This is a genomic window from Rhizobium metallidurans (assembly GCF_014196505.1).
GTDB lineage: Bacteria > Pseudomonadota > Alphaproteobacteria > Rhizobiales > Rhizobiaceae > Rhizobium > Rhizobium metallidurans.
This window is the reverse complement of sequence record NZ_JACIDW010000031.1, coordinates 17,693-28,725: the sequence shown is the minus strand read 5'-3', so window position 1 is coordinate 28,725 and position 11,033 is coordinate 17,693. Positions and strand designations below refer to the sequence as shown.

Sequence of the window (11,033 nt, the reverse complement as noted above, 5' to 3'; positions counted from 1 at the left end):
GGACCAAGCTCATCCCCGGTTCAAGCCAAGGGGGCCGCGGTCCCGAACGTCCGCACTCCGACGGATGGCCATCCGTCGGAGTGCGCATCGATCATCAGACAATCAACGCAAAATGAACATGCAAGGGGGCTGCACCCACAACCCCATCCATCCCAACCACACTCAAGCGTGCGCCGACTCCCACCCCAGCATCGCCCGCTTGCGCGTCAGCCCCCAGTGATACCCCGTCAACGCCCCGCTCTTGCCGAGCGCCCGGTGACACGGCACCACGAAGGAGATCGGGTTGGCGCCCACGGCCGCCCCCACCGCCCGCATCGCCGTCGGACGTCCGATGTCGCTGGCGATGTCGCTATAGGTCACCGCCTTGCCGAAGGGGATCTTCAACAGGCTCTCCCAGACCTGCACCTGGAAATCGGTGCCGATAAGCACCACGCGCAGCGGCTGTTCGGAGGTCCAGCGGCCCGGCTCGAAGATGCGCGTGGCGTAAGGGGCCGTAGCCTCGCGGTCCTCGACGTATTCGGCGTTCGGCCAGCGGCAGGTCATGTCCTCGAGGCAGGCCGCCTCGCCGCCGATATCGGCGAAGGCAAGGCCGGCGAGGCCGCGGTCGGTCGCCATGACCAGCGCGATGCCGAAGGGGGATGAATGAAAGCCGTAGCGGATCGTCAGTCCGCCGCCGCGCGCCTTCCATTCGCCGGGAGACATCGCCTCGTGCGTGACGAAGAGATCGTGCAGCCGCCCGGGCCCGGAGAGACCGACCTCGAACGAGGTCTCCAGCAAGGGCAGCTCCTCCTTGCGCAGCAGCCGCTTGGCATGATCGAGCGTCACGGCCTGCAGGAATGCCTTCGGCGAAAGACCGGCCCAGCGGGTAAAGGTCTTTTGCAGCTGCGTCGGTGATTGATTGAGACGCATGGCGATCGCTTCCAGCGACGGCTGCTCACGGTAATCCTCGGTGATCAGCTCGATCACCTGGCGGACGGTCTCGTAGTCGGGACCATCGGGCGTGATGTCTTGGTTCAGCTTGGCTACCATGTTCATGATCTTTCTCCTTGTCACAAGGAGATAGTCAAGCGGAATGGCTGAAGCCACCCGATTCTTGCGTCTGAATCAGATGATTATCAGATACGCTGCTTGACCGTCGCCAGCGCCCGCCTGAAGGCCTTGGCGAAGCTCTCGCGATCGTCGGGATTGAGAAAGCCGCCGATATCGGTCGCCCGTCCCTCGCCGGAAATATGCATCGACAGGATGCCGATCTCCTCGTCGCGGCGCACGGAAAAGCGCGTCCAGAACGGATTGAAATGATGCTCGACCATACGCCCCGACGGCGCGACCTTGCGCACCGCGATATCGGTGCGCGACACAGTCACCATCTCGCGCGCCCTGGCCGAACGATAGTTCAGCCGGAAGGCACCGTAGAGCAGCAGGAAATCGAGCCCGAAGAAGAAGCCGATCGGCCAGGCGCCGGTGGCGATGAAGAAAAGGCCGTAGAGCAGGCAAACGCCACCCGACAGCAGCAGGAGCACCCTGAACCCCTTGCGGCCGAGAGACCGGTGGGGAAAGAGCTCGGCTGAAAATACCGGCTGGTCCAGAACCGCCTGCTGACCAGCGCTGTCGGCGTTGCTTTCCATCATGGCTGGCGAGTATAGATTGTCCATGTCCAGTCCGAAACTCAAATCCTCCGCCACCTCGTCGCAGCCCGAAAAAATCATCGTTCGCCGCAAGAAGAAGGCGACCGTCCGCTCCGTTTATAGCGAGGCCGAGCGCGAGGAGATGTTCCGCCGCTTCTCCGTGCAGCGGCCGGAGCCGAAGGGCGAGCTGGAACACAGCAATCCCTTCACGCTCGTCGTCGCCGTGGCGCTCTCGGCGCAGGCGACCGATGCCGGCGTCAACAAGGCGACGCGCGCGCTCTTCAAGGTCGCCGATACGCCCCAGAAGATGCTCGATCTCGGCGAGGAGAAGGTGCGCGATTACATCAAGACGATCGGGCTCTATCGCAACAAGGCGAAGAACGTGATTGCACTGTCGCGCATGCTGGTCGATGTCTTCGGCGGCGTGGTGCCTCAGACGCGCGACGAGCTGGTGATGCTTCCCGGCGTCGGCCGCAAGACCGCCAACGTCGTGCTCTCCATGGCCTTCGGCCAGGCCACCATGGCGGTCGACACGCATATCTTCCGCATCGCCAACCGTATCAAGCTGGCGCCGGGCAAGACGCCCGACGAGGTGGAGGAGCGGCTGATGAAGGTGGTGCCCAAGCACTACCTCTACCACGCCCATCACTGGCTCATCCTGCACGGCCGCTACACCTGCAAGGCCCGCCGCGCCGAATGCGAGCACTGCGTCATCGCCGATCTCTGTCGCTCGCCCGAAAAGAGCTGCGACATCCCGGCGCCGCTGGTCGAGCTGCCGCCGCAGGTGATCGGCGAGGCCGTCGAGTAATAGGATCAGACCCGAACGCCGAGCTGCTTGCGCGACAGCAGCTTGTGCAGGTGCACCATCATGCCCGCGGCAAACAGCGGCGTCAGCAGGTTGACGATCGGGATGGCCAGGAAAGCGGCGATGACGAGGCCGGCGAGAAACACCGTCGGCGCATGTTCCTGGCGAAACAGCCGCGCCTCGGCCGGTGACCTGAAGCGCATGGCGGCGAACTCGAAGAATTCCCGGCCGAGCAGGTAGCCGTTGACCATGAAGAAGGCGACGAGATTGACGCCGGGGATGAACAGCAGGAACAGCGCCACGATATTGCCGGCGACGACGACGCCGAGGAACTTGATCGAGCTCAGCATGGCCGGGCCGAGCGGCATGGCGGTGCCTGGCACGTCGTCGGGATAATCGCGCTTCTCCACAACCTCGGCGACATCGTCGAGAAACAGGCCGGCGATCAGCGCCGTCACCGGCGAGAGCAGGAGCGCAAGCCCCAGCGCCAGCCCGATCCCCACCATGATGGCGAAGACGAAGCCCAGCCAGCCGGCCCAATCGGGCATGGCGGGAAAGAAGCTGGCGAGCCAGGGAAACACGAAAGCCATGAAGGCGCTGCGCAGCGCCAGCCACAGGCCGATCAGCGCGAGCACGGTAAGCCCGAGCACTTTCCAGAACACCGACCGCGTTTGCGCGGCGAAAAGATTGGCGATGGAAAGGCGAGCCGCTTCGAGAATCATTGTGACGTCTCCGGTTGTGGCGATGATGTAGGAATCTGATCTTTGAACGGCAAGGCTGAAATTATTTCGCCAAATCGACGGAATTGTTGTTCAAAAGCCTTTCATAATATATATTTAAATCAGCATCTAAGATTACTTGCAGGGCGCCGCGAATATTTATGTGCGCAGGGATTTGTTTCAAGCAGACAGGAAACACCACCCAAAAATCGGGACGGCTACCGTGGAAGACTTTGTTCAGAAGCTCCGCCAATACGCGAAATCCGGCACGCCCGCCGAACGTCGCATCGCGAAATATTTCACCGAACACTTGAGCGATCTTCCGTTCGAAACCGCCGCCTCCGTGGCCGACCGGCTGGATCTGAGCCCGATGACCGTTGGTCGTTTCCTGCGGGCGCTGGGTTATCAGGGGCTCGACAGCGTCAAGGTCCAGATCCGCGATGTCGGCGGCGTTTCGGCCACGCAGATGCAGGCGTCGATGTCGGAACTGCAGGTCGATGCAGCCGACGGAAAACCGCTCGCCGTGCTCGTCGCCGAGCAGATCCAGGCGCTGCACCACATCTATCATCTGACCGGCCAACAGCACTGGAGCGACGCGGTGGCGATGATCCGCGCGGCAAGCGAGGTGTTCATCGCCACCCATGTCTCGCAGGCAAGCTTCGCCACGCATTTCAGCCAGCGCCTGACGCAGGCGCGCGACGGCGTGCACGCGCTCGACGGCAGCGGCAACCGCTTTGCCGAACTCTTCGCGCGCGTCAGCGGCGAAGGGGCGCTGCTTGTGATCATCGACAGCCAGCGCTTCAAGAAGGCCCGCCTCCTGGCGCGCATCGCCCGGCGCTACGGATACAAGGTCGTTCTCATCAGCGCCCAGAGCGCCAACTGGGTGCTCGATCAGGCCAATCTCATCCTGCCGCTCCCCCCGACCCGGCCGGGCGAACAGGACAACCTGCCGCCGGTGATCGCACTTCTCGATTGCCTCTCCTCGACGGTTGTCAGCGCCGTCGGCGAAGAGGCCGTCGCCCGTGCCGGACGCATGACCGAATTCAGCGTCATGCTCGGCGAGGATCCGAACCGGTAGGCCATCCGAAATCTATTCCATCGCCTCGAGCTCGGCGCGATGGCGGTACATCGCGAGCAGCCGGCGATAGTCGCGATCGTACAGCGCGCGTCTGCTCTCGTCGGGAACGTGCACGTCGCCGCCGGGATACATGGCCGAACCCGCCGCGCCGAGATCTTCATGCAGACCGCAGGCGACGGAGGCCGCCATCGCGGTTCCCAGTAGCACCGCCTCGTTCATCTTCGGCACCACGACCTTGCAGCCCGTCGCATCCGAATAGAGCTCCATCAGCACGGGGTTCTTTACATGCCCGCCCGCCACATGCAGCGTGTCGGGCGCGTAGCCATATTCCTTCATGCGCTCGAGGATATGGCGAATGCCGAGCGCGATCGCCACGCCGGTGCGCCAATAGAGCGCGCAGAGCCCGTCGAACGAGGTGTCGAGCGTCAGCCCGCTGACCGCGCCGACCGCGTGCGGATCGGCAAGCGGCGATCGGTTGCCGTGAAAATCGGGCAACACGAAAATCCTGGCGCCGAAGGCATCGCCCTCCTCCGCGCGCAGCTGCGATATCCGCGACACGATCTTCTGGTGCAACGCCGCCGTCGGCTCGCCCCCGGCCGCATGCATCCTGACGACATGGTCGAGCAACGCCCCCGTCGCCGACTGCCCGGCCTCGACGAGCCAGGTGCCGGGAAACACGGCCTCGTAATAAGGTCCCCACATGCCGTGGCTCGGACGCCGCTTGCGCGAAAACGAGACGATGCAGCTCGACGTGCCGGCGATCAGCGCCAGCTGCCGCTCCAGCTGTTCCGGATCATGCGCGCTTCCGCCGAGCGCGCCCAGCGCGCCCGCATAGGCGTCGATCATGCCGGAGGAGACGTGACAGTCCGTGGTCAGCCCAAGCGCCGAGGCAGCCTCCTTCGTCAGCGTTCCGACACTGCCGCCGACAGCAACGGTGTCGCCCGGCAGACGCCCGCGCGCCTGCAGGTCCTCGAGACCGATCTGTTCGAGGAAATCCTTGCGCCAGCCATCCTTGAGATGAGCCAGATAGTTCCACTTGGACGTCAGCGTGCAGCGCGAGCGCGCCAGCGAGCCGGTGGACTTCCAGGTCATGAAATCGGCGAGGTCGAAGAGATAGCCGGTATTCGCCCATGTGCCGGGCAGCTTCTTCTTCAGCCACATCAGCTTCGGCATTTCCATTTCGGGCGACATGAAATGGCCCGAATGCTCCAGCACCTCGTGGCCGGTCGCCGTGCAGAAATCCGCTTCCTTCAGCGCCCGGTGATCGAGCCAGACGATGGTGTCGAACCGCCGCTCGCCGCCCGTCGACACGCTGATCTGCCCGCCATCGATATCCCGGACCACGAGCGAACAGGTGCCGTCGAAACCGATCGCGCCGACGCTCTCGGGCGCGGCGCCCGATTGCTCCATCGCGCGGCGCACGGCGATACACACCGCCGACCATATATCCTCGGAATCGTGCTCGGCGTGATTTTCGCGGGGCCGGTTCATGATGATCGGATGATCGGCCTTGCCCAGCAGCTGGCCGCGCGCATCGAAGACGCCGGCGCGTGCACTGCCCGTGCCGATATCAACAGCAACCACATGCTGAGGCATTAAAGGTCGTTCCCGTCCCGCTGATGTTTTTTGATAAGGTGTATCAAATCCGGCATGACGTCAAACGTCGCGTCGGGGGCAAGGCGGTCAAGCTCGTCGCGATAGCCGGCGAAATTGGCATGCGAGCCGCCGGTGAAGGCAAACACCGTCATGCCCGCGGCCTTGGCGGCCTCGATGCCGGCGGGACTGTCCTCGATCACCACGCAGTTGACGGGAGCGATGTTCATCTCTCTCGCCGCATGCAGAAACAGATCCGGCGCCGGCTTGCCGTTCTTCACCATCGAGGCGCTGAAGATATTCGGCAGCCGGTCGATCAGCCCGGTAACGGTCAGCGACAGACGGATACGCTCCACCTGGCTCGACGAGGCAACGCAGCAGGGGATGTCGAGCGCATCGATCGTATCCGCGATGCCGTGGATCGGCTTCAACTCGGTGCGGAAGCGCGCATAGAGATCGGTGCGGATCTGCTCGAGGAAGGCTTCGCCCGGATGGACGTTGTACTCCGTCTTCATCGTCTCGATCACGGTCGCGAGGCTGCGCCCGAGGAACCGGCCATACACCTCGTCCTCGGTGATCGGCACGTTGAGATCGTTCATGGCCTTGACGAGAACGGTGACGGAGATTGGCTCGCTGTCGACGAGAACGCCGTCGCAGTCGAAGATCACCAGCCGTGTTTCAGCATCAGCCATGACACATCCAATCAGGGTTCAAGACATTGTGGGCAGAGGTGCGTGGACAGCGGCGGGGAGCGCCCGCCGCCCGGTGCTTATGCCGCGAGCTTGTCGTCGAGGTAAAGCTGCAGCGTCTCGCGCGTGCCCTTTTCCCACAGCGTCTTCAGCGCATGCGCGAAACGCTTGCGGAAGAGATCGGACTTCGCCACTTCGCCGAAGATGTCGTCGAAGGCAAGGAACGCCATCGGATCGTCCTTGGCCTTCAGCGCCGCCGCATGCAGCCGGTCGGCGCTGGCATCGTTGAAGACGATGTCCTGGCCGGTATCGGTCTTGCCGGCGAAGTAGCGGCACCAGAGTGCGGAGACCAGCGACAGGCCGACGACGTCGCGGCCCTGGTTCAGGTTGTCGAGCGTCGACGGCAGGATGAATTTCGGCTGGCGGTTGGAGCCGTCCTGCGCCAGTCGCGGGATGGTGTCGGCGATCTTCGGATTGAGCAGGCGGTGCTCGATCAGCCCGAAGTAATCCGTCAGCGAGGTGTTCGGCACCGGTGGCACGATCGGAATGATCTCTTCCTTCTCGAGCTTGGCGAGGAAGGCGCGGATCAGCGGATCTTCCATCGAGTCGTGCACGAAATGAATGTCCATCAGCGCCGCCGGATAGGCGATCGCCGCATGGCCGCCGTTGAGGATGCGGATCTTCATGTGCTCGTAGGGCGTGACATCGGGCACGAAGGTGACGCCGACATTCTCCAGCGTCGGACGGCCTGCGGTGAACTTGTCTTCCAGCACCCACTGCTTGAACTCTTCGCAATAGACGGGCCAGTTGTCCTCGATGTCGAAGACATCCTTGAGCAGGTCGATCTCGCGCTGGCCGGTGGCCGGCGTGATGCGGTCGACCATGGCGTTCGGGAAGGCGACATTGGCCTTGATCCACTCTGCGAAGGCCGAATCCGACAGCGCCGCCGTGCCGACTACCGCATTGCGGGTGACGACGCCGTTGTGCGGAATGTTATCACACGACATGACGGTGAACGGCACAAGTCCCTTGTCCTTGCGCGCCTTGAGGCCTGCGACGATCAGGCCGAACACGGTCTTCGGGTCTGCAGGGTTCTTGCCGTCGGCTGCGATTGCCGGATGATCAGGATTGAACTTGCCGGATGCGTCGATGAAGTAGCCACCCTCGGTGATCGTCATCGAGACGATGCGGATCTCCGGATCGGCGAGCTTGGCGATGATGGTCCTGGCGTCGCCCACGGGCAGGATGTCGATCATCGGCGCGGTGACGCGCGCCGAGGTCTTGTTGTTGTCCTGCTCGACGACGGTCGTAAGAAAGTCCTGGGCGGCGAGCTTCTCGCGCATGGCGGCATCGGACGGCAGGATGCCGGCGCCGATGATAGCCCAGTCGTGTGCTTCGCCCTTGTTGAACAGGTCGTCGAGATAGATTGCCTGGTGGGCGCGGTGGAAGTTGCCGACGCCGAAGTGCACGATGCCCGCCTTCAGCGACGCCCGCTCATAGGCCGGTACAGCGGCCGTCTTGGCCGCGTCGGAAAGCGTTGCCAGCGATAGTTTGCACGTCATGTCTCAGTCCTCTTGAAGGTCTTCAGGGTCTATCGACCCCGGTATCGGCGCGCCGGGCACCTCGTCCGGCACGCGCTCTCTTCCCCACCCCTAAAACCACGCTCAGATGGCGAGGCCCTGCTCGTTGAACCTGTGAACACGGGACTTGTCTGGTGTCAGGTAGACGGTATCGCCGTGATGGGCGCCGAATTCGCCGCTGGCGCGCGCCGTCATCTTGCCGATGCCATCGACATCGAGATGCAGGAACGTGTCGGCGCCGAGATGTTCGGCAACAGAAACCGTGCCCTTCCAGGTGCCGCTTTCCTTGGACAGCGTCAGATGTTCGGGGCGGATACCGGCGGTCTTGGCGCCATTCGACTGTGCGTATGCACCTTCGATCAGGTTCATGCGCGGCGAACCGATAAAGCCGGCGACAAACAGGTTGCGCGGCGTGTTGTAGAGTTCCATCGGCGAACCGACCTGCTCGATATTGCCGCGATTGAGAACGACGATCTTGTCGGCCATGGTCATGGCTTCGATCTGGTCGTGGGTGACGTAGATCATCGTCGTTTTCAGCTGGTTGTGCAGGTCGCTGATTTCCAGACGCATCGTGCCGCGTAAAGCCGCATCGAGGTTGGACAGCGGTTCGTCGAACAGGAAGGCCGACGGTTCGCGCACGATGGCGCGGCCGATGGCGACACGCTGGCGCTGACCACCGGAAAGCTGGCCGGGACGGCGCTCGAGATAATCGGAGAGGTTAAGGACACGGGCGGCATCCTCGACCTTCTTGTCGATCTTCGACTGTTCCATCTTCGCCATCTTCAGCGGGAAGGCGATATTCTTGCGCACGCTCATGTGCGGATAGAGCGCATAGGACTGGAACACCATGGCAAGGCCACGCGCGGCCGGGGCCGCTTCCGTCACATCCTTGCCGTCAATGGTGATCGTGCCGCCGGTGACGTCTTCCAGGCCGGCGATCAGGCGCAGAAGCGTGGACTTGCCGCTGCCCGACGGGCCGACGAAGACGACGAACTCGCCATCGGTGATTTCCAGATCGACAGATGGAATGACCTTGGCCTCGCCAAAGTGTTTCTGGACGTTCTTGAGAGTAATGCTGCCCATGAGACCAATTCCTTACTTAACCGCGCCAAACGTGAGGCCGCGAACGAGTTGCTTCTGGCTGAACCAGCCGAGGATGAGAATCGGCGCGATCGCCATGGTGGAGGCCGCCGAAAGCTTGGCCCAGAACAGACCTTGCGGCGAAGAAAACGAGGCAATGAAGGCCGTCAGCGGTGCCGCGTTCGTGGTCGACAGCTGGATGGTCCAGAAGGCTTCGTTCCAGGCAAGGATGATGTTGAGGAGCAGCGTCGAGGCAATGCCCGGCACCGCCATCGGCGTCAGCACGTAGACGATTTCCTTCCACAGATTGGCGCCATCCATACGCGCCGCTTCCAGGATCTCGCCCGGAATTTCGCGGAAGTATGTGTAGAGCATCCACACCACGATCGGCAGGTTGATCAGCGTCAGCATGATCGTCAGGCCGGTACGGGTATCGAGCAGGCCGAAATTGCGGAACAGGATGTAGATCGGCAGCAGCACCGCGACCGCCGGCATCATCTTGGTGGAAAGCATCCACATCAGGATGTCCTTGGTGCGCTTGCCGGGTGCGAACGCCATCGCCCATGCCGCCGGAATGGCGAAGATGAGGGCAAGAATGGTCGAACCGACCGACAGGACAACCGAGTTCATGAACGGCTTGAAGTAATCGCGCTGCGTCTGCACCGTGATGTAGTTCTCGAACGTGCCGGACGGGATCAGGCTGAACCCGTCGATCGCTTCCGGCTCCGTCTTGAAGCTGGTGATCACCGCGTAGAGGATCGGGAAGAAGATCACCAGGGCGACGACCCAGGCAAGGATGGTCCAGGCGATCTTGCTTTGCGTGGTGGATTTGCGAGCCATGACCGTCTCTCCTACTTGTCCAGGTTCTTGCCAACGGCGCGCATCAGGAAGAAGGCGACGATATTGGCGAGAACGACTGCGATGATACCGCCCGCTGCACCGCCGCCGACGTCGTAACCGAGACGCGCGGTGCGGTAGATCAGGAAGGTCAGGTTGGTGGAGGCGTAACCGGGGCCGCCATTGGTGGTGACCAGGATTTCCGCATAGATGCCGAGCAGGAAGATCGTCTGGATCAGGATAACGACCGTGATGGCGCGGGAAAGATGCGGCAGCGTCAGGTAGATGAAGCGGTTGACGAAATTGGCGCCGTCCATCTCGGCGGCTTCCTTCTGCTCGCCGTCAAGCGATTGCAGGGCCGTCAGAAGGATCAGCGTCGCAAAGGGCAGCCACTGCCATGCAACGATGATGATCACCGACAACAGCGGGTATTGCGCAAACCAGTCGACCGGCTGAAGCCCGAAGAATTTCGCGATATCGGCCAGCACCCCATAGGACGGGTGCATGATCATGTTCTTCCAGATCAGCGCGGCCACCGGCGGCATGACGAAGAAGGGCGAGATCACCAGGATGCGCACGATGCCCTGGCCGAAAATCGGCTGGTCGAGCAAAAGACCGATGGCGATGCCGCCGATGACCGTGATGGCCAGCACACCGACGACGAGGATCAGCGTGTTCCAGATCGCGGTAAAGAAGGCCGGATCGGTATAAAAATACTGATAGTTGAAGAAACCACCGAAGCTGACGTTTTGCGGCGTCAGGAGATTGTAGTTCTGGAAGGAGTAATACAGCGTCATCGACAGCGGTATGACCATCCAGACCAGTAGGGCAATGACGGAGGGCGCCATCATCAGCCGCGCCAACGTCTTCGTATTCTGCGTTGCCATTTCAGCGACCCTCCCTTGAGTGGCCACGCGCATCGCCTCTGCGGGAGGCACACGCGCGGTTTCATCTTCTTGTTATGGCTTTAAGCGCTTTTGCCGCGGGCGGCGGGTGTGGCTGCCCGATCAGTCGGGCAGCCACGTGT

Annotated in this window: 11 protein-coding genes; 2 read left to right on the top strand and 9 right to left on the bottom strand. The window is 62.5% G+C overall.

The window, feature by feature from the left end; all coding sequences use genetic code 11:
* Positions 1–162: 162 nt before the first annotated feature.
* Positions 163–1,035 carry a methylated-DNA--[protein]-cysteine S-methyltransferase gene (locus tag GGQ67_RS23555; RefSeq protein ID WP_183902539.1) on the bottom strand — a complete coding sequence of 291 codons (873 nt, stop codon included), beginning with the start codon at positions 1,033–1,035 and terminating at the stop codon, positions 163–165.
* 80 nt (positions 1,036–1,115) lie between these two features.
* Complete coding sequence (locus tag GGQ67_RS23550; protein ID WP_183902540.1) at positions 1,116–1,628, bottom strand: DUF2244 domain-containing protein; 513 nt, start codon at positions 1,626–1,628, stop codon at positions 1,116–1,118.
* 22 nt (positions 1,629–1,650) lie between these two features.
* On the opposite strand from GGQ67_RS23550, the gene nth reads away from it, so the two are divergent.
* A complete protein-coding gene (gene nth, locus GGQ67_RS23545) occupies positions 1,651–2,433 on the top strand; it encodes an endonuclease III (protein ID WP_183902538.1) in 783 nt (260 codons plus the stop codon).
* Between the two features lie 5 nt (positions 2,434–2,438).
* On the opposite strand, the gene GGQ67_RS23540 is transcribed toward nth, so the two are convergent.
* Complete coding sequence (locus GGQ67_RS23540) at positions 2,439–3,152, bottom strand: sulfate transporter family protein (protein WP_183902537.1); 714 nt, start codon at positions 3,150–3,152, stop codon at positions 2,439–2,441.
* Positions 3,153–3,372: 220 nt separating this feature from the next.
* Between GGQ67_RS23540 and GGQ67_RS23535 the strand changes: the two genes are divergently transcribed.
* Complete coding sequence (locus GGQ67_RS23535) at positions 3,373–4,227, top strand: MurR/RpiR family transcriptional regulator (protein ID WP_183902536.1); 855 nt, start codon at positions 3,373–3,375, stop codon at positions 4,225–4,227.
* A 12-nt stretch (positions 4,228–4,239) separates the two neighbouring features.
* On the opposite strand, the gene GGQ67_RS23530 is transcribed toward GGQ67_RS23535, so the two are convergent.
* The 6 genes from GGQ67_RS23530 to GGQ67_RS23505 all read right to left on the bottom strand — a co-directional run bounded on the left by GGQ67_RS23530 (position 4,240) and on the right by GGQ67_RS23505 (position 10,893).
* Positions 4,240–5,823 (bottom strand): FGGY-family carbohydrate kinase, encoded by a 1,584-nt coding sequence (locus GGQ67_RS23530; protein ID WP_183902535.1) that lies wholly within the window; start codon positions 5,821–5,823, stop codon positions 4,240–4,242.
* Positions 5,823–6,512, bottom strand: coding sequence for an HAD family hydrolase (locus GGQ67_RS23525; RefSeq protein ID WP_183902534.1), 690 nt, complete (start codon positions 6,510–6,512; stop codon positions 5,823–5,825). The genes GGQ67_RS23530 and GGQ67_RS23525 overlap by 1 nt, the downstream gene beginning before the upstream one ends.
* Positions 6,513–6,589: 77 nt before the next feature.
* Positions 6,590–8,071, bottom strand: a complete 1,482-nt coding sequence (locus GGQ67_RS23520) for a mannitol dehydrogenase family protein (protein ID WP_183902533.1) — start codon at positions 8,069–8,071, stop codon at positions 6,590–6,592.
* A gap of 102 nt (positions 8,072–8,173) precedes the next feature.
* Positions 8,174–9,172 carry an ABC transporter ATP-binding protein gene (locus tag GGQ67_RS23515; protein WP_183902532.1) on the bottom strand — a complete coding sequence of 333 codons (999 nt, stop codon included), beginning with the start codon at positions 9,170–9,172 and terminating at the stop codon, positions 8,174–8,176.
* Between the two features lie 12 nt (positions 9,173–9,184).
* Positions 9,185–10,009 (bottom strand): carbohydrate ABC transporter permease, encoded by an 825-nt coding sequence (locus GGQ67_RS23510; protein WP_183902531.1) that lies wholly within the window; start codon positions 10,007–10,009, stop codon positions 9,185–9,187.
* Positions 10,010–10,020: 11 nt separating this feature from the next.
* A complete protein-coding gene (locus GGQ67_RS23505; RefSeq protein WP_183902530.1) occupies positions 10,021–10,893 on the bottom strand; it encodes a carbohydrate ABC transporter permease in 873 nt (290 codons plus the stop codon).
* Positions 10,894–11,033: the final 140 nt, after the last annotated feature.

Excerpts from the sequence above, each read along its gene's own strand:
- GGQ67_RS23515 (WP_183902532.1), bottom strand. The coding sequence starts at position 9,172 with ATGGGCAGCATTACTCTCAAGAACGTCCAGAAACACTTTGGCGAGGCC.
- GGQ67_RS23550 (WP_183902540.1), bottom strand. The coding sequence starts at position 1,628 with ATGATGGAAAGCAACGCCGACAGCGCTGGTCAGCAGGCGGTTCTGGAC.
- GGQ67_RS23540 (WP_183902537.1), bottom strand. The coding sequence starts at position 3,152 with ATGATTCTCGAAGCGGCTCGCCTTTCCATCGCCAATCTTTTCGCCGCG.
- GGQ67_RS23510 (WP_183902531.1), bottom strand. The coding sequence starts at position 10,009 with ATGGCTCGCAAATCCACCACGCAAAGCAAGATCGCCTGGACCATCCTT.
- GGQ67_RS23525 (WP_183902534.1), bottom strand. The coding sequence starts at position 6,512 with ATGGCTGATGCTGAAACACGGCTGGTGATCTTCGACTGCGACGGCGTT.
- GGQ67_RS23530 (WP_183902535.1), bottom strand. The coding sequence starts at position 5,823 with ATGCCTCAGCATGTGGTTGCTGTTGATATCGGCACGGGCAGTGCACGC.
- GGQ67_RS23520 (WP_183902533.1), bottom strand. The coding sequence starts at position 8,071 with ATGACGTGCAAACTATCGCTGGCAACGCTTTCCGACGCGGCCAAGACG.
- GGQ67_RS23555 (WP_183902539.1), bottom strand. The coding sequence starts at position 1,035 with ATGAACATGGTAGCCAAGCTGAACCAAGACATCACGCCCGATGGTCCC.
- GGQ67_RS23505 (WP_183902530.1), bottom strand. The coding sequence starts at position 10,893 with ATGGCAACGCAGAATACGAAGACGTTGGCGCGGCTGATGATGGCGCCC.
- nth (WP_183902538.1), top strand. The coding sequence starts at position 1,651 with ATGTCCAGTCCGAAACTCAAATCCTCCGCCACCTCGTCGCAGCCCGAA.